Annotated in this window: 20 protein-coding genes and 1 pseudogene; 13 read left to right on the forward strand and 8 right to left on the reverse strand. The window is 40.2% G+C overall.

Annotated elements, in window-relative coordinates; translation table 11 throughout:
• The first annotated feature begins 124 nt into the window (after positions 1–124).
• Both IQ244_RS20350 and IQ244_RS20355 read left to right on the forward strand, forming a co-directional pair.
• Positions 125–781 (forward strand): carbonic anhydrase, encoded by a 657-nt coding sequence (locus tag IQ244_RS20350; RefSeq protein WP_193897439.1) that lies wholly within the window; start codon positions 125–127, stop codon positions 779–781.
• A 174-nt stretch (positions 782–955) separates the two neighbouring features.
• Entirely contained in the window at positions 956–1264 is a 309-nt protein-coding gene (locus IQ244_RS20355) for a hypothetical protein (RefSeq protein WP_193897441.1), read from the forward strand.
• A 358-nt stretch (positions 1265–1622) separates the two neighbouring features.
• Here the strand turns inward: IQ244_RS20355 and IQ244_RS20360 are convergent, their stop codons facing one another.
• The 4 genes from IQ244_RS20360 to IQ244_RS20375 form a co-directional block, all read right to left on the reverse strand.
• Complete coding sequence (locus tag IQ244_RS20360; RefSeq protein ID WP_193897443.1) at positions 1623–2465, reverse strand: NifU family protein; 843 nt, start codon at positions 2463–2465, stop codon at positions 1623–1625.
• Between the two features lie 49 nt (positions 2466–2514).
• Positions 2515–2739 (reverse strand): hypothetical protein, encoded by a 225-nt coding sequence (locus tag IQ244_RS20365; RefSeq protein WP_193897445.1) that lies wholly within the window; start codon positions 2737–2739, stop codon positions 2515–2517.
• 8 nt (positions 2740–2747) lie between these two features.
• The gene (locus IQ244_RS20370) at positions 2748–3014 is read right to left on the reverse strand and encodes a hypothetical protein (protein WP_193897447.1); all 267 of its coding nucleotides are present in this window, start codon (positions 3012–3014) and stop codon (positions 2748–2750) included.
• A gap of 61 nt (positions 3015–3075) precedes the next feature.
• Positions 3076–4050, reverse strand: a complete 975-nt coding sequence (locus tag IQ244_RS20375) for a hypothetical protein (RefSeq protein WP_193897449.1) — start codon at positions 4048–4050, stop codon at positions 3076–3078.
• Positions 4051–4635: 585 nt separating this feature from the next.
• Here IQ244_RS20375 and IQ244_RS20380 point away from each other — a divergent pair.
• The 3 genes from IQ244_RS20380 (at position 4636) to IQ244_RS20390 (ending at position 8008) form a co-directional block, all read left to right on the forward strand.
• The gene (locus IQ244_RS20380; RefSeq protein WP_193897451.1) at positions 4636–5598 is read left to right on the forward strand and encodes a hydrogenase small subunit; all 963 of its coding nucleotides are present in this window, start codon (positions 4636–4638) and stop codon (positions 5596–5598) included.
• A 145-nt stretch (positions 5599–5743) separates the two neighbouring features.
• The gene (locus tag IQ244_RS20385; RefSeq protein WP_193897453.1) at positions 5744–6319 is read left to right on the forward strand and encodes a hypothetical protein; all 576 of its coding nucleotides are present in this window, start codon (positions 5744–5746) and stop codon (positions 6317–6319) included.
• Positions 6320–6412: 93 nt separating this feature from the next.
• Positions 6413–8008: a nickel-dependent hydrogenase large subunit gene (locus IQ244_RS20390; protein WP_193897455.1), complete on the forward strand. Its 1596-nt coding sequence runs from the start codon at positions 6413–6415 to the stop codon at positions 8006–8008.
• Positions 8009–8209: 201 nt separating this feature from the next.
• Here the strand turns inward: IQ244_RS20390 and IQ244_RS20395 are convergent, their stop codons facing one another.
• Positions 8210–9877 carry a DUF262 domain-containing protein gene (locus tag IQ244_RS20395; RefSeq protein ID WP_193897457.1) on the reverse strand — a complete coding sequence of 556 codons (1668 nt, stop codon included), beginning with the start codon at positions 9875–9877 and terminating at the stop codon, positions 8210–8212.
• Between the two features lie 218 nt (positions 9878–10095).
• Between IQ244_RS20395 and IQ244_RS20400 the strand changes: the two genes are divergently transcribed.
• Positions 10096–10308, forward strand: coding sequence for a hypothetical protein (locus IQ244_RS20400; protein ID WP_193897459.1), 213 nt, complete (start codon positions 10096–10098; stop codon positions 10306–10308).
• Positions 10309–10337: 29 nt separating this feature from the next.
• On the opposite strand, the gene IQ244_RS20405 is transcribed toward IQ244_RS20400, so the two are convergent.
• Together IQ244_RS20405 and IQ244_RS20410 are read right to left on the reverse strand one after the other, a co-directional pair.
• Positions 10338–10634 (reverse strand): type II toxin-antitoxin system RelE/ParE family toxin, encoded by a 297-nt coding sequence (locus IQ244_RS20405; RefSeq protein ID WP_193897461.1) that lies wholly within the window; start codon positions 10632–10634, stop codon positions 10338–10340.
• Positions 10634–10855: an addiction module protein gene (locus IQ244_RS20410; RefSeq protein WP_193897463.1), complete on the reverse strand. Its 222-nt coding sequence runs from the start codon at positions 10853–10855 to the stop codon at positions 10634–10636. The genes IQ244_RS20405 and IQ244_RS20410 overlap by 1 nt, the downstream gene beginning before the upstream one ends.
• A 239-nt stretch (positions 10856–11094) precedes the next feature.
• On the opposite strand from IQ244_RS20410, the gene IQ244_RS20415 reads away from it, so the two are divergent.
• Positions 11095–11499 (forward strand): hypothetical protein, encoded by a 405-nt coding sequence (locus IQ244_RS20415; RefSeq protein ID WP_228059033.1) that lies wholly within the window; start codon positions 11095–11097, stop codon positions 11497–11499.
• 33 nt (positions 11500–11532) lie between these two features.
• On the opposite strand, the gene IQ244_RS20420 is transcribed toward IQ244_RS20415, so the two are convergent.
• Positions 11533–12216 carry a DUF1294 domain-containing protein gene (locus tag IQ244_RS20420; RefSeq protein ID WP_193897465.1) on the reverse strand — a complete coding sequence of 228 codons (684 nt, stop codon included), beginning with the start codon at positions 12214–12216 and terminating at the stop codon, positions 11533–11535.
• A gap of 214 nt (positions 12217–12430) precedes the next feature.
• Here IQ244_RS20420 and IQ244_RS20425 point away from each other — a divergent pair.
• From IQ244_RS20425 to hflX, 6 genes and pseudogenes are all read left to right on the forward strand, one after another.
• Positions 12431–13252, forward strand: a pseudogene (locus tag IQ244_RS20425) (IS66 family transposase); the annotation flags it as partial.
• Between the two features lie 892 nt (positions 13253–14144).
• Positions 14145–16586 carry a UDP-galactopyranose mutase gene (gene glf / locus IQ244_RS20430; RefSeq protein WP_193897466.1) on the forward strand — a complete coding sequence of 814 codons (2442 nt, stop codon included), beginning with the start codon at positions 14145–14147 and terminating at the stop codon, positions 16584–16586.
• Positions 16587–16711: 125 nt separating this feature from the next.
• On the forward strand, positions 16712–18901 hold the full coding sequence (locus IQ244_RS20435) for a family 1 glycosylhydrolase (RefSeq protein ID WP_193897468.1): 2190 nt from the start codon (positions 16712–16714) through the stop codon (positions 18899–18901).
• 181 nt (positions 18902–19082) lie between these two features.
• Positions 19083–20069, forward strand: coding sequence for a UDP-glucose 4-epimerase GalE (gene galE / locus IQ244_RS20440; protein WP_193897470.1), 987 nt, complete (start codon positions 19083–19085; stop codon positions 20067–20069).
• A gap of 72 nt (positions 20070–20141) precedes the next feature.
• A complete protein-coding gene (locus tag IQ244_RS20445; RefSeq protein ID WP_193897472.1) occupies positions 20142–20990 on the forward strand; it encodes an MBL fold metallo-hydrolase in 849 nt (282 codons plus the stop codon).
• Between the two features lie 160 nt (positions 20991–21150).
• A complete protein-coding gene (hflX, locus tag IQ244_RS20450) occupies positions 21151–22836 on the forward strand; it encodes a GTPase HflX (RefSeq protein WP_193897474.1) in 1686 nt (561 codons plus the stop codon).
• Positions 22837–22838: the final 2 nt, after the last annotated feature.

A 22838-nucleotide genomic window follows, 5' to 3' on the forward strand; every position in this document is an offset into this window, starting at 1 on the left:
ATACGCTTTTAGTTGTAGATAAAAATTGTCATTTTCATGAAAAATATAGAGTCTATAAATTAATATTTTCCCAGATTCAACTATAAAATAGCTAAAATAATTATGAGATACTCAAGCAAATTCAATGAAGTACAACAGCATTGATGATCTTCTGAGAAATAATCAGATATGGGTTGCCCAAAAACTGGCTCTAGAACCAAATTATTTTGAAGAATTATCCAGAGGACAAACACCACATTTTCTCTACATTGGGTGTTCTGATAGTCGTCTGCCTTTAACAAATTTTACCAGTACTGAACCCGGAGAGTTATTTGTCCACCGGAATATTGCTAATCAAGTTTCTTTAACGGATCTGAACTTTTTAGCCGTTTTAGAATATGCAATTTTACACCTTAAAGTAAAACATATTATCGTTTGTGGTCACTATGATTGCGGAGGTATAAAAGCAGCGTTAGAATGGCGAACCATTGGAATTATTGATAACTGGGTGAATCCAATTAGAGAACTGTATTTACAGAATAAATCCGAAATTGATACCCTACCAACGAGAGTTGAACGTCTGAATCGTTTAGCAGAAATTAATGTGATCGCGCAAGTCAAAAATCTTTATCAAACCTCCATTATGCGCCAAGCACTTTATGAAAGAACAGCACCTATCGTTCATGGCTGGCTGCTGGATATACGCACTGGGTTAATCAAGGATCTCAATGTTTCAACTGTGCAATGGCAATTGTACCCCTGTCCCTTACTTCTAGAGTTGAAACTCTACGCTATCTTATAAAGACTCTCAAAGTGAGGCGAGAATCATAGTTTCATCAACCCCTACACCCCAAACCAATGTTTTTGGGGCAAAACTTAAAAAACCTACATATATCAGGGAAGTTGGAAGAAGTCAATCAGTTACTTGTATAATTTATTTTGTAAAATAAGTTAATGTAAAATCTTGCCATCTAATATGATTTTAAATTTTCCTAAACACCAGATATTTTTTTCAGTAAAAGTCATCTCTGTAGTTCTGATTAGTAGCGCAATTAGCCTAGAATTATGGAATATTTATACTCCTATCAATAAGGGACAAACATTAACTGGGTTAAATATCATCATGTTGCTAGGGAGATTAGCTCTGATAGCCCACTTTTTAGAAGCAATCATAGCCAGTATTTATGCACATTCAAAAAATAGAATGCCATTAAGATATGGCATTTATACTTTTTTTGTTGGTACCATTGCTTTGCTAGAACTATTTCGTCAGGAAGATAAATAGCTAGGAGTTACTCCAGAGAAGATATTCCGGCAAAAACCTCTATCATAATCTTGTACAGCATCAATTCTTTAGGTTTCGATGGCGCGTACTTGCACTATAACTTTTACTGTAAAACTCACGACAAAAAACTAAAGCAATCAGGTATTGAAAACCTTGATTACTTTAGTTGAAGAATTCAGAAGTCAGAATTCAGTAGTCAGAATACAATCAGTGGGGGTCTTCAACCCATTTATTTATCCACCCGCGATGCACTGAGCCGGTCGTTGTGTCGCACAGAATTCATACTGAATTCTGGCTCCTGACTACTGAATTCTGTTTGATGATTACAGTCACTTTCTCAAAGTAGCTTCGATTTTTATCATCGAGAAAACTGCACAAATACCTTATCACCTTTAATCTGAACTGGATATGACTGTAAAGAGATATCAGTAGTCAGACATTGCCCACTATCTAGTTGATATTGAAACCCATGTGTAGGACAGGTGATAATACCATTTTCTACCTTACTGGTGTCCAGTGGTGATGCGAGATGAGAACAAGCATTGCGGTAACAGGTAATGCGATCGCCTTGTCGATATAAAATTAACGAATGTCCAGCAACTTTTGTCGCATATATGCCTAAATCTGGTATTTGTTCTACAGTTGCTATTCTCACCCAAGCAGTCGTGATGCTGGGAGCAAAGGGACTAATTATACCAGTATGACTATTATCTACCGTAGGGCGATCGCCAACTGCAACTACGTTAGTAATTTCTGGACAATAATTTTTGATTGTCTGTTCCACTCCCTGAGATAAAGTCAAATGAGAAGCTGGACAACTACTGCAAGTTCCTATTAATTTAACTTCTACAGTATCAGGTGGTTTAAAGGCGACTAACTCTATATCTCCATTGTGACTTTTTAGCCCTGGACGTACTTCTTCTAGGGCAGCTTGAATGCGTTGTAATATTGGTGGAAGTGGTGGTTTAACTAAGTCATGATACAGCAAAACTGCATACACAACCTCATCATCCGCAGCCTGACGCAAAGCTGAAATTGATTCTTGTTTGAGGCTTTTAATCAACCGTGTCAATGCTTCTTTATGCAAAGCTTCAATCGCTCGTTTCAGACCGACAGCTACACACCTTTGACTTTCATCCCACTCAGATATAATTGCCTCAAAGCGGTTAATTTCTTCAACAAATTCTTCGAGGTTTGTCATTAGTTATTAGTCAAGGGTCAATAGTCAATAGTGATTTACAAAGGATGATTTACTTCATTTTGAAATCCTTCAGCAGAAATGGCATCAGGATACCCGTAATTAAGCTCGATAGAGTTATGGGGATACACAAAGGAATTTCAGCTTGGGCAAGTGCTATTAGTGATAGTAAACCAACACTAACGCCAATTGCAGTTTGCTGCACAAAATACATAGGGTCGCGTAATAGCTTACCTTGGAAAAATAACTTAGCCGAAAACCAACCTAACTCAAACATATTTCCTCCTAATAATTGTTTAATAGGGTTAATAAAGCAAAACCTAAAAGCATCGCAGGAATCGCCCCAGCCGGAGCAAATAACGCCCCCAACATCGCTGAGAAAGAATAACCAATATCTTTACCTGCTAATATCATGCCGCCAATTGCACCACCAATCATCGAAATAATTGTTGCGATGACTAACCATACTGTTCCAGTAACTATATTCAGTTCACTAGATACCATACTCGTGAGAAAATTACTCAGATTAAAATTGCTCAATAACTCACTCATGTTTTCTTCCTTAGCGACCTTCGCGTCCTTTGTGGTTCGTTAATAAATCTAGCCTGTAAGCCTAGCTAATAGCCCTAATTTCTCCTTCTACATCTTTTAATGCCTGCAACACTAATTCGGCTTGTTCTAACTGTTGATGCTCGGTGAAAATTGACCAAGCTTCCTGATAGTAACTACGGGCTTGTAAAAGATTTTGGGGATTACCTAATTCTGGTTGTTCGGGATAATCCGGTAAGTTGAATAAAGCATTAGCTTTGTTGGAAATTGTGTTAGCATATTCTAAAGGTGTATCTCTGGAATTACGCACCTTTAACGCCTCGTTATATGCGGCGATCGCCTTTAAATTATTCTCTACCGGATGAGAACTAACTAAATACTGCAAAGCGTTACCCAAGTTGTTTTGCAGCATCGCATATTCTCTCGGATGATCAATCAAATTAATATGCTTCAGAGCAACTTCAAATGATTGAACTGCTAACCCCTGACGCAAATATTCCCGTTCTGAAGCCATCGGCATCGAAAGGTAGGCGATCGCAATATTGTTGTATAAAATTGCGTAATCTTGCGGGTAATCTTCCCAGGTAAACACCCGCAAAGCTTCATGATAAGCCTGGATACTATCACTAATTCGGGCTAAGTTATAAGGCGCTAGAGATTGCAACACCAAGCCATAATTCATCTGCGCCTCTGCCACCTCTTCCGGCGTGGCTAACTCTTGTAAAATTGGTAATGCCTCTTCATAACCAGCCTTGGCTTGCAGCAGCAATTCTGTATCCGCTTGGGGAATTATCTGTAAAGTCCCAGCCATCCCCACCTGCGCTTTGGCTTTCAGCAGAGGATATTCCTCACCAGACAGTTCATACGCCCGATAATATAGCCCAACAGCATTCCGCAAATCCTGGGCAGTTTTTGGCTTCTTTTGAAAACCTTGTGCCATTTCGATGAGCATCTGGATTTTTTCTGCCGTTGTTGCTGACTCCGAAGCGATCGCCGCCATAGCTGCTTTCACCGCCGAATCTGTAATGCTAGGTGTCATAATTATCCTACTCTAGCTATTAAAAGAACTACTCTATCAATGCCCTCAAAATACACAAAAATTACCTCACTACCAAAGGCTTTTAAAGTATGAAGTATGAAATAAATACACCCATATATTTAGCTGGAAAGCAATTGCTCATGGGTAACTTATTGATGCTGTGGTTTGCAGTGACACATCAAAGCATAACTTTTATACTTCAGACTTTATTCCCCAATTTCCTTACTATAAAACACTCTAGTTACAAAATTCTAGAGGGTAATTAACAATATTATTATCAAACTACAACACAAAATTCATCATAATTATATTTTGTATCCCTAGCAAACAAAACATATATTGAAAAAGCAAAAATACTTATCTAAATAAACTCTTCTATGTCTGTGCTTATCTGCATGATATTTTGCAAATAGCCACAAATAATTATTTTTTCTTTAAAAAAATAAAATTTATCTAAAAATACATTATTGTGAAGAATAAACATCAAAAACAGGTGAGACTCTACAAGCGCCGTAGACGCAAAGCGGCTTGTCGCCAGACATCGCCTGCATCATACCTAATCAAAAATAAACAAACACATAGCCAATGACTAACGTACTCTGGCTGCAAGGTGGTGCCTGTTCGGGCAACACCATGTCGTTTCTGAATGCCGAAGAACCGACCGTCTGTGACCTCATTGCTGACTTTGGCATTAAAGTGCTTTGGCATCCTTCTTTGGGGGTAGAACTAGGCAACAACTTACAAACACTGCTGTGGGACTGCATTTTAGGCAAAATACCCCTGGATATTTTGGTATTTGAAGGCAGTGTAGTTAACGCCCCCAACGGCACAGGTGAATGGAATCGTTTTGCCGATCGCCCGATGAAAGATTGGTTAATAGACCTAGCCCAAGCTGCCAGCTTTATAGTTGCTGTCGGAGATTGTGCCACTTGGGGCGGAATTCCCGCAATGTCTCCCAACCCTAGCGAATCCCAAGGCTTACAATTTCTCAAACGGCAAGAAGGCGGCTTTTTAGGTAAAGACTTCCGCGCCAAATCTGGCTTACCTGTGATCAATATTCCGGGATGTCCCGCACACCCTGACTGGATAACGCAGATATTAGTGGCGATCGCTACCGGACGCATCGGCGATATTGCTTTGGATGAACTCAATCGCCCCCAAACCTTCTTCAACACCTTTACCCAAACAGGTTGCACTCGCAACGTCCACTTTGCCTACAAAGCCTCAACCGCCGAATTTGGTCAACGCAAAGGCTGTCTCTTCTACGACTTAGGCTGTCGCGGCCCCATGACTCATTCATCCTGCAACCGCATCTTGTGGAACCGCGTCTCCTCCAAAACCCGCGCTGGAATGCCATGTTTAGGTTGTACAGAACCAGAATTTCCCTTCTTTGACCTCAAACCCGGAACTGTATTTAAAACCCAAACCGTCATGGGAGTTCCCAAAGAACTACCACCAGGAGTCAACAAAAAAGACTATGCCCTCCTGACAATGGTTGCTAAAGATGCAGCACCACCTTGGGCAGAGGAGGATTTTTTCACAGTTTAGTAATTAATTACAGTGCTTTGGTTGATGAGTTGAGGCGGTATTTTGAAATTGTTGATTTCAGTGCAAGATTCAATTACGTTGTGATATTTTGTGAGCAAACTACGTATTAGTTGCAACTGTAGTGAAGTCACAAAGGAGTAAATATATGGGTGTAGAAAATCTTGATGATGACGAAGATTTATACTGTCATGCGGATCTTGACTGGATGACAATCAAAAGTTCAGATATTAATGCTGTTGTGAATGCTTTAGAGTTAGAGAATATTCAACAAGAAAGCTTTAGTAATTTCGGGGATACAGCTAATACTTTCGTGTTTCCTACTCAAAATGATTGGATAATCATTTTTCATGAGTGGAAACCAAGGGGAAGTTCCGCAGAATATCTGAATGCAATGCAGCAAATAGTCACTGAATTAAGCCAGAAATTTGGTGAGGCGCAGTCTTTTGCAGCTTACGAAGATGTCATCTACTACGCCCATTGGATACTCGCACAAAATGGCATTTTGATCAGATCATTTGCAAAAGCCGGTGAAACCGATCTATTTCGTAATTTTGGAGAAGTGACAGAAGCAGAAAGTTTCATCGACTGGACAGATGCAGAACTATTCCCCGGAATGCCAGAAGTTATCCGACTATCTCAAAAATGGAGTACAGAACCAATCTTCTCTAACCCTCCAGAGGATGTAGTGGGTGTACTTGGATACAAGCATTTGCAACTTTAAGCATCAACGACATCTGAATTAATATCTACCGCAACTGCCTCAACTGTCATTACCGCATCACTGACTACATATCAAAGAAAACAGGAGAGGAGAATGGGAAAACAAACATTAGATATATCACCCGTCGGGAGAGTCGAGGGTGATTTAGATGTCCGCGTGGAAATCGCTGATGGCTATGTAGTCAACGCCTGGACTCACGCCGAACTATTTCGCGGCTTTGAAATTATCCTCCGAGGCAAAGACCCCCAAGCCGGATTAATTGTCACACCCCGGATTTGCGGTATCTGTGGCGGTTCTCACCTCACATCTGCATCTTGGGCGCTAGATACAGCCTGGGGTACAGAAGTGCCACGCAACGCCATCTTAGCCAGAAACCTCGGTCAAATTGTCGAAACTATCCAAAGTATTCCCCGCTACTTTTATGGATTGTTCGCCATTGACTTAACAAACAAAAACTACCGTAGTAGTCGCTTCTATGATGAAGCAGTCCGCCGCTTTTCTGCCTTCACCGGGAAATCTTACGAACTCGGTGTGACCATTTCCGCCAAACCCGTAGAAATTTACGCCCTCTTAGGTGGACAGTGGCCTCACTCTAGTTACATGGTTCCTGGTGGTGTGATGTGCGCCCCCACCCTCACAGACATTACCCGCGCCTGGGCAATTTTAGAATATTTCCGTACCAACTGGTTAGAACCAGTATGGTTAGGCTGTTCTTTAGAACGCTATGAAGAAATTCAAACCTATGATGACTTCATGAACTGGTTAGATGAAGATATCAAACATCGTGAGTCAGATTTAGGCTTCTATTGGCGGATGGGTCTAGATATTGGTCTAGATAGATATGGCGCTGGTGTTGGTAAATACGTCACTTGGGGATATTTAGCCCATGAGGATAAATACCAAAAGCCGACGATTGAAGGGCGCAATGCGGCGATGATTATGAAGGGTGGTGTGTATGACAGCTTTACAGATACGCACACATTAATGGATCAGTCCTTCGCCCGCGAGAATCTCACCCATTCTTGGTACGATGAAGGGACAGCAGATATTCATCCCAGCGATCGCACTACAAAACCCACTGCCAATAATACAAAAGACTTCGAGAATGCCTATTCTTGGGCGAGTGCAGTTTTACACAAAGACTTCGGACGTTTAGAAGCAGGCCCCTTAGCACGTCAATTAGTAGCTGGCGGTAATCATGGCGAATCTTGGCAACATCATGATGGGTTTATTCTTGATGTGTTTAAAAAGACGGGCGGTGCAAATATTCACGTCCGTCAATTAGCCAGACTTCACGAACTAGTGAAATTGTATCGTCAAGCCGAACATTGCTTGCGTGAATTTGTCTTAAATGACCCTTGGTATATTAAACCGACAGAAAAAGATGGCAAAGGTTGGGGTGCAACTGAAGCGGCGCGGGGTGCTTTGTGTCACTGGGTAGAAATAGAGGGTGGTAAGATTAAGAATTACCAAGTCATTGCCCCTGGTACTTGGAATATCGGCCCCCGTGACGGTGAAGGTAAACGCGGCCCCATTGAGGAAGCTTTGATCGGGACACCTATTGAAGATCCTACCGATCCTGTGGAAGTTGGACACGTCGCGCGATCGTTTGATTCGTGTCTGGTGTGTACAGTCCATGCCCATGATGCGAAGACAGGCGAGGAGTTGGCGCGTTTTCGGACGGCTTAATTGAGAGTAAAAATTAAACGCAGAGTGGCGCGAAGTCAGCGCGGAGGTACGCGGAGAGTTTTATACGAGTATGGCTAATGGCTAGTTATTTAGTTAGTCATTAGCTTATTGAGTATAATTTCAGGCTTGAGAATTGCGACGAAAACGTTTAAATGCAAAGGTAAGCAGAGAGTTTCCTATCGTACTTAATTTCTAGTAAATTTACCCAATAGTTGTTAATTCTTCTTCAAAATCATCAACTAAATTCGATTGCCCTTTCTTATCTATTTCCTGCTTAATGATTCTTTTGGAAATTTCTTGACTAACAACTTTTGCTCTTTCAGATAAAAACTTTTCATAATCATCATTCCAGATACCAAAAGTATCTAAATCCTCAATTAGATGAGTTTTCATAGTAGTCTCTAATTCATGATTTATTGCTTGAAATTTAGCCATATACTTAGAAGGTGCTTGGGCTTTAATTTCCCTTTTATTCAAAAAGTCGTCTACTATGGTGATGTTGAGAATATGGTTAATGTACCAATCTAAATAATCCTGTTTTTTTAAATGTGCTTTTGGAAAAAAGTGATGATAATTTTTGCTATTTGCTTGTTTTAACCAATAGTTGCTGACATTGACGATGGAGTTATCATTAAATGACTTTGGTTGATGATACACATATATACACAATATTGCTTTAATATAACTTCTAGACGTGCTAAACCAACCATTATCCTTAATAAATTCTGCTGAAGTATCAATTGACCAATCATAACTAGGTAAATCTCCAGCAAGAATTTCATCTATTCTTTTTATATCTTGTGCTAATTTACTTTCTACAGAAGAAGAATAGCGTCCAGATAAAGAACATCTCCAGAAAAAATCCTCTAGATATTTTCGTTTATCATCAGTTGGTTTATCTTCGTGGTGAAAGAAGAAATATGAAAAGGGAATAATTAAGGCATTATATGGAAGTAACTGAGAAACTGGTATACGATAAAAATTCCTGAAATACTCTACGCTACGTTCAATAGAATCTATTGCCTTATCCCAAATGTCAATAAAACTATTTTTATCAAGTTTTAATATGACTTGTCTTTTACACTCCTTGGAGAGAATAATTGAGACAACTTGCAGTACAGTAGCATCAGAAATAGTCTCATAATTGAGGGGTTTGAGATTTTCTATCAACTCTTGAAATTTTTCTGTTAAATCAAAATTTTTCTCATAGTCAAACGTTTTAGCAGCCATAATCTCAAATAAAGACAAAGCTTGACCACTAACGTTAATTCTTGTAAAAATCTCTGTAGCTATTTCTATCGGTGCATCTTTTACCTGAATTATTGAATATTGATAGCTTTCAATCCTATTTTTATAAGTGTGAAGTTTGTCATGATATTTCTGAGGATATGCTGCTAAAAGCGAAAAACTACCTTTAAGTAAATTGATAATACTAATTAAACTTTTTTCATCTTTACTCTCAATATCAGTAATAACTATTTGATCAGAATCTTCGGCTTCTAAATCAATAAATATTTGTGAGAAATTATCTGATCTTCCGTCTTCTCTTTTTAGTATAACGCCTTGCAGACTAGCAAACAGACTACTTAATCGCTGCTGTCCATCTAAAACATAATCAACAAACTCACCTGGTTTTGGTTCTGGTAAATCTAGCTGACCAATGTTTTTTACTGACCGAAGACGTTCATTAGTTCGCCAAAAAATAAATGTACCAATCGGATAGCCTTTAATAATGCTGTCAATAAGAGCAGCAGACTTCTGCACTGTCCAAACAAATTCTCTTTGAAATTGTGGAATTTTAATTTGACCATTCTCAATTTCTCCTACCAAAGTTGAAAATGTTTTTGTTTGAGGTTCTGGTAGTTTCATATTGCACTCCTAGGCAAATTTCTCACTTTGATCGCTTCATGATAGCCTTAGTAATCAAATATGTCAGTAAGATGCAGCAAAAAACTAGTATCTAATTGTGTGTATAAACAAAGTGTTGATCAAGAGCGATCGCACAGAATCGCCTGTGGCATTTCCTAGGCAAACATTGAGTTACACTAACTATAGAAGTGATTGTAATTTTAATAGACATACTTTGTATGCCTGAAATTATCGAGATACCAGTTGAACTAACTCATTTTAAACTTCCCGAAGCTGTCCAAGAACGTCTTCAAGTTCTACTTGATCGCCAAGATACGGGTGAAACGCTTACCCAAGCAGAACAAAGGGAGGCAGAAGGGTTAGTTGAGTTGACAGAATTTTTCTCTCTGCTACATTTGCGATCGCACCGAATAAACACAAGCAATAAATAGTAATTTTTCCATTCAATAAAAGTAAATTGCTAATTTCGCTTTTGCCAGATTGTGGGATTTCTCCGCCCGTGAAAAATTGCTATTACAATAATTCGGCTAGAGACAACTCGATAGTAAACAGCATAAGGAAAACGCTGTAAAATTGCTCTTCTTACATCGTTATAGACAACAGTATAAGATTCTGGCATTTGGCAAATTCTATTTAGAATATCGTCCACACATTCCAAAAACTCATCGCCAAGTCCAGCTTGCTGATTTTCATACCAACTATACGCCTCATCAAGTTCATCACGAACTTCTGGACGAAATACTAAAACGTAGTCCATTACCGTCTTTTTATCGAAGCTTTAATTTCATCCCATGTCATAACATTATCTGGATTGGCTTCGTAATCATTATTCCGACGCTCAAGTTCTTGTTTTTGTGCTTCTGTAATATCGGGGTAAGCCTGTTCTGCTGCGATACTGTCCCAAATGGCTTGCACAAGACGAATGCGTTCTTCAATAGTCAGGGTTTTAATCTCATTTAAAGTGGCTGTAAAATCCATACTCACCAAACCAAATGGAAATTTTCACAGTATAAGTCAAATTATAACTGTTCAATTTACCGCATAGCTGGTTGTAGAAAGCTGAATTGTGCTTACACTGTAACCATAATCTAACATGGCAGTGGCTCAACCTTGCATCATGACTCTATATTTGGATGAGAGCGATCGCACGATACATTGCGTGAACTATCTTACTTACGTTATACAAGAATCAGTTACTCAGTAAACAACGAAAATAAATGGCTATTTCAAAGCTTTACGTACTTCCGCTTGCAAGTATGATAGTCCTGACTAGTAGTTTACTTGTAAAAATTCCTACAGCCCTGTCTTCTGATTTTGATACAGCAAATTCTGTAATCAATAGCCCAAAAGCTGCTGATGAAATTGTTGACAGAGATGTTCTGGAAGAAGGCCAGGTATTTGTAGTTCAGACAAGAAGCAAAGGTGTTGAAATTATAGAAGCGGGTAGAGTTATGACTACGACAAGAAATTTTCTTGTCACAATAGAAGATGAGAACGGGAAAATTCTTCGAGTCTTTCAACGGTTAGGTAGAGGGTCAGACCTCATTGCCACTGCTAGGATGCAAAAAGCTGAAGCGCTTCAATTATTAAAATCAGGCGGGGTGATTGTAGAAGAACTTTAAAGACAGATGCGATCGCACCATATATTGCGTGGACTATCTTACTGACTTCATAAAAGCAAAAAACAGATTGATCAACTCTTTCCTAAAAAATAGCCAAAGTAACCAAAATACAATATGAATAATTACTATCATCCAAAATGCAAATTGATAAGAACGTTTGCTACTTTTGTGATGTAATTTCCCTTGAGCAACAAATCCACCTAACCAACCACCCATAAACTCGTATAAATGTAAAGTACTTTCTGAGACTCTCCATCGCTTTTGTTTTGCACGAGATTTATCATCGACGTACAGTAGAAAGGTAATGACACTCATAACCGGATACAAGATTAAAGGAATTGGGTAGCCAGTAGTTAGTGCAAAATGAATTGAACCCAACCCAGGTATCACAGATAGAAGCAATGTATTGAATACTAATGATGAAGTTGCTACCCCTGGCTTAGATGTAAATTTCCTCGGTTTGTTATTAGGTGAGGAATCAGGTAGAGGTTTTAATGTCATCCCTTCCAGAGAAGCATTACACGCGCGTACCTTGTTATCTTTATCTGCTGTAAGTTGATAACAAATAACATCACCAACTTGGGGACGACGATTAAGATGTTTAAATGCTTTGATGTGAATAAAGACTTCTTTGCTGTTACCATTTGGTTGTATAAAACCAAAACCTCTATCATCATTCCACTTGGTTAGTTGCCCCTTGTACAAAACAGGTTTCATGAATTAAGTTGTCTGTATACTTACTTTATAGTTTGCCCCTATTTAGATAATATTGATACATAGACAAATAATAAGTTAGCGATCGCACAAAATCACCACAGGCGATCATATCTATAACAAAGTAATACCTTGGCTGCACATCAACCTTGTATCATGACTCTATATTTTGATGAGAGCGATCGCACATCAGACCAAGTTTAGCTTTCCAGACCAGGAGCGTTTAAAAGTAAGTAGAGATTTAGACAGTTCTAATTCGTCGAAACCACCATCTGGAGACATCAACAAAAAGAGCGAAAACAAAAAAGCACCACCTCAAGACCAATCAAATCAACCTCGGAAGAAACCAGGTGGGCAGCCACATCAAGGTAAGACTCGTAAGGGTAGATCGCTATGAAATTTTACGTCCTACGGATTGTGTTTACTGTGGTCAAAAAGCATTTGCGAGCGTAGCAATAAAAGTAGAAAAGCACTGTGTAGCGCAACTAGTGGAACGTCTCATAGAGATAGTTGAGTATCAACGGCAAACCTGCGTATGTGAGTGTTGTGGCAATGTACAAGCTTGCCAGTGACCAGAAGATATCATCCCAGGACAAGATTTAGGGGTGAAATTACAGGCGTTTTTAGGATGGGCAAATAATTGACTCTTGACTGCGCCAGTTACAACGATTGGGTCAATCAATTCAAATCTAAGTTGCAACAAACTCTTGATCAATGGATTAACTTGGCCTCTGCTACAGCAGGTCAACTTTTACGTTCTTTGCGTGATAAAGCAAACCAATGGTGGTATTTTCTAGACTTCCCTGAAGTTCGTCCTGATAATAATCAGGCCGAACGTTTGCTGCGTTTGGCTGTGACAAAACGTAAGGTTAGTGGTGGCTCCCGTTCAATGGAGCGGTTTCAACACACCGCTAATTTGTTGACAGTGGTGCAAACCTGTCGTCGTCAAGGTCAGTCTGTTATTGATTTTTTTGCACAAGCACTACTGGCTGATTCTATTAATTATCAGTCTCGCCCGTCGCTACTTCCTAACTATTAGACCTGAATCCTTACATTTTCACAAAGCCAAATCTCTCGATATCCCAGATAAAACATTATCCCGACTTTTCAACCTCATCACTCTCCTGATATCAACTCAATTGAGTGGTTTTGGGAATTTCTCAAATCTAAACTCCAATGGGAAAATTGTCAAACTCTCTCACAATTCAAGCTCAAGTTTACTGATGTCTTCACAGAAATTACACCTTCCATGATTACCTCTCTCACTTCTTAAGACTTTATTCTTGAAGCCTTATTTAGCTCGGCTTCATAAAGAATTGGGATGACGGATATATTCTTCTTCAATCAGAATATTATTCCAGCCTTTTGCATCATCCCACCAAGGATGTTCAGCCAATTGTGATTGAGATTTGGGTTGGAGACGATTGCTGGGAGCATCTCACTTTTGCAAATACAAATATAGGTGTAAGTGAGAGAAGAGAGTTACATTACTAGCGGGGAATTGATAAGGAGGAACGTGTTAATTGGTCTAATTAGTGTAATATTCCCCAGTTTAGGATGAAGTAACATCCCTCAAATGAAAGGTTCAAATTAATAATTCATTGTTATCTAAAATACAAATAATAGTCTGATTTTTTCAGTTTTTTTTGATTTATTAGCGTAATGACAACGATTTCAGACATTATGCTGATCGAAAGTCAAAATAATTCATTGGACATACATTAACCTCTGTATCCAGTGGTGGAGGTATTTGTAAGAAATCTTGTCTATTCTTCAATTATTATATCTCACCTGTAGCATGACCACAAATTATCTTGTCAGTTATTGAACCAAAGTTTTAGGCTAAAAATATGCCTAATAATTAAATATTTTTCTTTTGATTTGATGGTTTTGTACTTCAAATTCACAACATATATCTAGTTAGTTAAAATATGACAGCAAAAAAATCTGACATCAATGGCAACAGATCAAACCAGGTCACTTCAACTCAAGTAAATGAAACAAATTTATTGGATCTAGCGGCAATCCAAACTTCAGGTTTATCATCGCCAAACTTTTCTACGTCAAAAAAAAGGCTGCAAAATGCCAAATCATTGACAGATACACCAGATATAATTTGTTTATGTCATTTACGGTGGAATTTCGTTTATCAAAGACCGCAACATCTCTTGAGTCGTTTTGCTCAAGGAAGACGAGTATATGTGATCGAAGAGCCGATTTTTAGCAAAGATCCTTTGGGGTGGTTAGATATCAGCCAAGATGATAGCGGGGTAGTGGTTGTGGTTCCGCATCTACCAGAAGGCTTAAGTGAAGAAGGAATTAACGCAGATTTACAAGTGCTGGTTAATGGATTGTTGGCTGAACAAAACATTAGCAACTATATCTGTTGGTATTACACACCAATGGCGATCGCCTTCACCGATCACTTGCAACCCCAGGCGATCGTTTACGATTGCATGGATGAATTATCTGCTTTCAAAGGAGCATCACCCAAGTTAAAGGACTACGAAGCAGAATTATTTCGCCGTGCAGACTTAGTATTTACAGGCGGACAAAGCCTTTACGAACATAAGGCCAATCAGCACCCCAATGTGTATGCCTTTCCCAGCAGTGTAGATGTAGCGCACTTTGCTCAAGCCAGAAATATTGCAGAACCAGCAGATCAAGCGAATATTCCCCATCCGCGTTTGGGTTTCTATGGCGTAATTGATGAACGGATGGATATTGAACTGTTGCGCGGGATTGCTGAGGCGCGTCCCGACTGGCATTTAGTAATCATTGGCCCAGTTGTAAAAATTGACCCCGCAACTTTGCCACAATATGAAAATATTCATTATTTGGGTAGTAAAGACTATAAAGAACTGCCTGCATACTTAGCAGGATGGGACTTAGCGATGTTACCTTTTGCACGTAATGAATCAACTCGCTTTATCAGTCCTACAAAAACCCCAGAGTATTTAGCCGCAGCTAAACCCGTAGTTTCTACTTCGATTCGAGATGTAGTTCGTCCCTACGGAGAGTCAAAGTTAGTGCGGATTGCAGATACAGTAGATGAGTTTGTTGCTGCTGCTCAACAGGCAATGCAGGAAGATAATGCAGCATCAGGGTGGTTGAGTCAAGTTGATACCTTTTTAGAAAAGATATCTTGGGATCGGACTTTGGCATCAATGGTTAAGCTGATAGATTCGGCCATTGCCACCCACAACAAAGAAGATAAAATCAATTCTAATGGTGCAGTTGCAGGTAAGCAAGCGCCCAATATTATTACTAGAGATTTTGTCTTTGATTATCTGATTGTCGGTGCAGGCTTTTCTGGTAGCGTTATTGCCGAACGTTTAGCAACTCAGTCTGGTAAAAAAGTATTGGTTGTCGATAAACGCAACCATATTGGCGGCAATGCCTACGATCATTACAATGAACATGGTGTTTTGATCCATAAATATGGGCCACATATCTTTCATACCAACTCCCGCGAAGTTTTTGAGTACCTTGGGCGCTTCACCCAATGGCGTGCTTATGAACATCGCGTGTTAGCTAGTGTAGATGGGCAACTTGTTCCCCTACCGATTAATTTAGACACCATTAATAAACTCTATGGTATGAACCTCAATTCTTTTGAGGCGGAAGAATTCTTTAAATCACTAGCTGAACCAAAAGAATACATACACACCTCAGAGGATGTAGTAGTCAGCAAAGTTGGGCGAGTTTTATACGAAAAGTTTTTCCGGGGTTACACTCGTAAGCAATGGGGACTCGATCCATCGGAACTTGATAAATCAGTGATAGCGAGAATCCCTACCCGCACTAATCGAGACGATCGCTATTTTACCGATACTTACCAAGCAATGCCACTCCACGGCTTCACCCGGATGTTTGAGAAGATGTTGAATCATCCCAACATCAAGGTGATGCTGAATACAGATTATCGAGAAATTGAAAAAGCGATACCTTGCCGAGAGATGGTTTATACCGGGCCAGTTGATGAGTTTTTTGATTACCGTTATGGTAAGTTGCCTTATCGCTCTCTAGATTTTAAGCACGAAACACACCATACTCCAGTATTTCAACCTGCGCCAGTCATCAACTACCCGAATGAACATCTTTATACTCGTGTGACTGAGTTTAAATATTTGACTGGACAGGATCATTCTAAAACTAGTGTTGTTTATGAGTTTCCTAAAGCTGAGGGCGACCCCTATTATCCTGTACCGCGTCCTGAGAATCAGGAGATTTACAAGCAATATAAGGCTTTAGCCGATGGCACGCCGGGGATATTTTTTGTAGGACGGTTGGCGACTTATAAGTATTACAACATGGATCAGTGTGTGGCTCAGGCTTTGGCTACTTACAAGCAAATTGCTGTGAAGGTTTGAGGTATATTTTGTATCGCTTTGTGTTAGGGCGTAGTTTTTAAACGCAGAGGTACGCTGAGTCAGCGCAAAGTTATGCGGAGTGTTTCTTAAGTTAATTTGCTAGGAATTAAGAGTTGGTATGAGTTATGGCTTCAAAATATCCGGTGGAGATTTGGGCTGGGCTAGAGTGTACGGTTAATCGTGTGGGTGAGGAGTATTTTGACCAGTTGGAACGCAATGGTCATGCAAGGCGTTTGGATGACTTAGAGTTGTTTGCTCAATTGGGGATAAAGAAAATTCGTTACCCTGTGCTGTGGGAGAGAATTGCGCCCAATGGGTTAGAGAATGCTGATTGGTCTTGGGCTGATGAGCGTTTGGGACGGTTACGGGAACTTGGTATTACTCCAATTGTGGGGTTAGTGCATCATGGTAGCGGCCCCCGTGATACTAGTTTAGTAGACCCAGAATTTCCGCGAAAATTAGCCCAGTTTGCCCGTGCGGTGGCAGAGCGCTATCCTTGGGTAACACATTACACGCCAATCAATGAACCACTGACAACAGCACGATTTAGTGGGATGTATGGTCATTGGTATCCTCACGGACGGGACAATTTGACTTTTGCTCGTGCTTTATTCGGTCAGTGTCAAGCGATCGCTCTTTCCATGAGAGCAATTCGAGAAATTAACCCCAATGCCTTACTTGTACAGACGGAGGATTTGGGTAAAACTTACAGTACACCAAAGTTAACCTATCAAGCAGGTCTGGAAAACGAACGCCGTTGGTTGAGTTTAGATTTATTGTGTGGTTACATAACCCCGATTCATCCCATGTGGGGTTATTTACTCTACTGTGGTCTGAGCGCGGAGGAATTGAAAGTAGCTTGTCAAAGTGTTTATTGTCCACCGGATATTATCGGCATTAACCATTATGTGACAAGTGAGAGGTTTTTAGATGAGCATCTAGAAAACTATCCAGCTTGGACGCATGGTGGTAATGGCTGGGACAAGTATGCAGATGTTGATGCGGTGAGAGTTTGTGCTGAGAGTGTGGCAGGGGCGTACACATTGCTCAAAGAAGCATGGGAACGCTACAATCTACCCTTAGCTGTAACTGAAGTTCACCTCAATTGCACCCGTGAGGAGCAGTTACGTTGGCTTTATGAGGTGTGGAATGCTGCCCAAGAATTACAAAATGAAGGTGCAGATATTCGCGCCATTACTGCTTGGTCACTCCTTGGTAGCTACGATTGGAATAGTTTAGTAACTCGCTCAGTTGGCTACTACGAATCAGGCGTGTTTGATTTACGTTCCCCAAATCCTAGACCAACTGCGATCGCCAAATTAGTCCGTGATTTAGCTACTGGTAATCAACCCAATCACCCTTTACTTGCTACACCCGGATGGTGGCATCGACCACAGCGTTTACTATACCCAGCAGTTAGTTGTGACAATAGCACAAGAGAACTTAATTCTAAACTCTCCCCTACACCCCTACACCCTACCCCTCCCCTAGTCATAGTCGGCGCTAAAGGCACACTAGGACAAGCTTTTGCTCGGTTGTGTGAACTACGAGGTATTACATATCGCTTACTCACGCGTCAAGAAATGGATATCACTAATCCTGAGTCTGTAAATGCCGTGCTTGACGAGTTAAAACCTTGGGCAGTTGTTAATGCTGCGGGATATGTGCGAGTAGATGACGCGGAGCGTGAACCTCACATTTGCTTAAAAATCAATACTGAAGGCGCAGCCATCTTAGCTACTGCTTGCGCTCAACATCATGCCGCACTGTTAACATTTTCCTCAGATTTAGTATTCAACGGTGCTGTAACTAACCCTTATATAGAAAGTGATAACGCTGCGCCACTCAATGTATATGGTTGCAGTAAGGCTTTGGCAGAAAAGCTAGTATTACAGGCTTACCCATCATCACTAGTAATTCGCACCAGCGCATTTTTCGGCCCGTGGGATGAGTATAACTTTGTAACTATTGCTTTACGTGAGCTTAGTGCTGGCAATACTTTTGTCGCGGCTGAAGATGCGGTTGTTTCACCTACTTATGTGCCGGATTTGGTTCATGTTAGCCTCGATTTATTAATTGATGGTGAAAGCGGCTTGTGGCATTTGGCTAACAAAAGTGCGATTGCTTGGGCTGATTTGGCACGATTAGCCGCAAAACAAGCAGGTGTAAGCATTAGTAGTTTAGTGGCTTTACCTACCGAAGAACTTGGTTTAATTGCTCCTCGTCCAACTTATAGCGTACTTGGTAGCGATCGCGGTCAATTAATGCCTTGTCTTGATACTGCTATGTCTCGCTACTTTGATGATAGAGGCTAACTCATTGGTAATTCACTAGCCTGCATTAACAATGTATTAACATACATTAGCAATGTGTTTTCCTACATTAATAATGTATCGCCATACATTAACAATGTAACCTTCTGCATTAATAATGTATCGCCATACATTAACAATGTAACCCTCTACATTCTTTATTCTCAATCTCCAGTTCCTAGTTATGTCAACAATTTTAGTTACAGGTGGAGCAGGGTATATTGGCTCTCATGCTGTGTTAGCTCTGAAAAATGCAGGTTATGAGGTGATTGTTTTAGATAATCTCTCCAATGGGCATCGAGAAATTGTCGAGGAAGTTTTGCAGGTAAAGTTGATTGTAGGTGATATGAGCGATCGCTCCCTTCTCGACGAGATTTTTTCCACACATAATATAACCGCAGTTATGCACTTTGCCGCTTTTATTGCTGTGGGTGAATCAGTCACAGATCCAGCAAAATACTACCGCAATAATGTTGTCGGAACTTTGACGCTGTTAGAAGCAATGTTAGCTGCATCGATTAATAAATTTATTTTTTCTTCTACTTGCGCTCTTTATGGTGTACCTGAGTTTATTCCTTTAACAGAAGACCATCCTCAAAACCCCATTAGCCCTTATGCTACTAGCAAGTGGATGGTAGAAAGAATTCTGGACGATTTTGATAATGCTTACAATCTTAAATCTGTCAGCTTTCGCTATTTTAACGCTGCTGGGGCTGACCCAAACGGATTGCTGGGTGAAGACCACATTCCCGAAACTCACCTCATCCCGTTAGTTTTATTAACGGCTTTAGGTAAGAGCGAATCTATATTTATTTTCGGTACAGATTATCCTACCCCAGATGGTACTTGCATTCGTGATTATATTCATGTCAATGATTTAGCACAAGCTCATATTTTAGGCTTAAAATATTTATTAGATGAGGGAGAAAGTGAAGTATTTAATCTAGGAAATGGTAGTGGTTTTTCAGTCAGAGAAGTTATAGAAACTGCTAAAGAAGTCACAGGTAAAGACATTCCTATTGTAGAGCGCGATCGCCGCCCAGGCGACCCACCAATTTTAGTAGGTAGTAGTGATAAAGTACGTGCAAAGTTGGGTTGGAATCCTCAATACCCAAATCTGAAGGAAATTATTAATCACGCTTGGCAATGGCATCAGAAGCGACATAAGTAGATATCAGCACAATTTTTGAGTGCGATCGCCCAAGCCAATCAATAAAATTGAATCACACCACAAAGGTAAATTATGGAGGAATCAAAAAGAATTATCCTACCCGCAGATAGCACACCAGCGAACTTTGACAATGGTTCGATTTTTTTCATTGGGACTGCAACTGTGCTACTACGTTACGCAGGGTTTACAATTCTCACAGATCCTAACTTTCTCCACCGAGGCGATCATGTGCATTTGGGTTATGGTATTAATTCAACTCGCCTCACCGAGCCAGCCTTAACTATTGAGCAGTTACCGCCCTTAGATTTAGTTGTACTGTCTCATATGCACGAAGATCATTTTGATCACATAGCAGCCGAAAAAGTTGATAAAAATTTACCTATCATCACCACACATCACGCAGCAACCAAACTTAAACAAAAAGGTTTTAACTCACCCCAACCTCTCAAAACCTGGGAAACATTAACTGTTACTAAAGGTGATGCCAACCTCTGCATTACTGCTATGCCTGGAATACACGGGCCTGGTATTTTAAAAGCATTGCTACCACCTGTAATGGGTAGTATGTTAGAGTTTCAAACACCCAATGCAGAAACAAAGTTCCGCCTCTACATTACGGGTGATACTCTTATTCACCAACAGCTTTACGAGATTCCCCGACGATATCCAAATATTGACCTCGCTTTGCTACATCTAGGTGGTACAATGGCCTTTGGGATTTTGCTGACAATGGATGCAAAGCAAGGTGTACAAGCAATTCAAATTATTGCTCCGCGTACAGCCATACCAATTCATTTCAATGATTATACGGTTTTCAAGTCAGCCCTTGAAGACTTTAAGAAAGCAATAGTACAAGCAGGCTTAGAAAATAAAATCAAATATCTTAACCACGGCGACACTTATACATTCACAGTTGCATAGTTAATAGTTAAGTTCGTTTGTTAAAAGAAATTATCTATAGGCTTTTTTGGAAATATAAAGTAAGTATATTAACTTGTTTCGCTTGATAGATTAACTTGCCATAAAAAAAGATATAAATAGAAAGTAAATCATTTTTAAACCAGTTTCAAATATTAAATTTATGCAGAAAGTTTATGGTAACATCCAAGGCATAAAAGCCAGCCATATTAAACAATTACAGCAGCTTTATGAAGAACAGCAACCAGCCGATAGATTTATTACGCCGGAGTTTGCTCAAACCTTAGCTGCAATTAGTACAACTATCCATCACCCCATTTGTTGTTATATTAATCGGCGTGGACAGGTGATTCGGATTGCTGTCGGAACGCCAAATCAAACCCAAATCCCAGAAGCAGAATTACCCCGCCATAGTGCAGAGCGGTTGAGCCGAATTCGTTGCATTGCTACTCAATTTAAATCAGAACCTCCAGATACAGCAGCATTAGTGGCAATGGTAAGCCAACATTTAGATGCTCTAGTAAGTTTAAGTGTGGCTAATAACCAAGTCCAAGAGGCTTTTTTAGTTTACCTAGCCCCTGATTTAGAAACACCTTGGATAGTTTCACCTCCTTTAAGTTTGGCTGATTTAACCGAACAGGATTTTAGCGATTTAATTACTGAATGGGAAAAAGATATTGCCGACGCAGGAGGAATAATTTCACCCCAAGATAATTTTTCTGATCAAGATAGAGTCTTGCTAGTAGGAGTTCAGACAGATAATATTTCTGCCCAAAGATTTGAAGACGGACTGATAGAACTGGTGCGTTTAGTAGACAGTGCTGGGGGAATTGTTCTAGATACAATGAGGCAAAAACGCTCTCATCCTCATCCGCAAACAGTTGTTGGTAAGGGAAAGATTGAAGAAATAAAACTTGCAGCACAAAAAGTAGGTGCAAATTTAATTGTATTTGACAGAGATATTTCCCCGTCTCAAGCCCGGAACTTGGAAAAAGAAATTGGGCTGCGAGTAGGCGATCGCACAGAGGTAATTTTAGATATTTTTGCTCAACGTGCGCGCACACAAGAAGGTAAATTACAAGTAGAACTGGCACAACTTGAATATATGCTACCTCGGTTACGCGGTCGCGGACAGGAAATGTCTCGATTAGGTGCGGGGATAGGAACGCGGGGGCCTGGTGAAACTAAACTAGAGACGGAACGGCGGACGATTCAACGGCGAATTGCTCAACTCCAGCAAGAAGTAAACCAATTACAAGCACACCGCGCCCGCATTAGACAACAGCGACAACAGCAAGAAGTTTCAGTTGTGGCGTTAGTGGGATATACCAATGCTGGTAAATCAACGTTGCTAAATATATTAACTAACGCAGAAGTTTACACCGCCGATCAACTATTTGCTACCCTTGACCCCACAACACGCAAAGTAGTAATTACACAGCCAGAAACTCAAGAACGGAGAACCATTTTACTCACGGATACCGTAGGGTTTATTCACGAATTGCCCCCATCTCTTGTAGACGCATTTCGCGCCACATTAGAAGAAGTGATTGAAGCCGATGTTTTGCTTCATCTGATAGATTTATCTCACCCAGCTTGGGAAAGCCACATTGCTAGTGTGCAGGACATCTTACAAGAAATGTCTGCAATTCCCGAAAAAGATTTAATTGCATTTAACAAGATTGACCGAGTAGATAGTGAGACTTTGGCTCAAGCTCAAGAAAAGTATCCGCAAGCTGTATTTATCTCAGCTACTGAGCGATTAGGTTTAGAAACTTTAAAACAGCATTTGCTGCAACTAATTGACGAACCCGTTGAAGCAGTTGCAGTCACGCAAAATTCATACTAAGC

The sequence above is a fragment of the Nostoc sp. LEGE 06077 genome, assembly GCF_015207705.1.
Lineage (GTDB): Bacteria > Cyanobacteriota > Cyanobacteriia > Cyanobacteriales > Nostocaceae > Nostoc_B.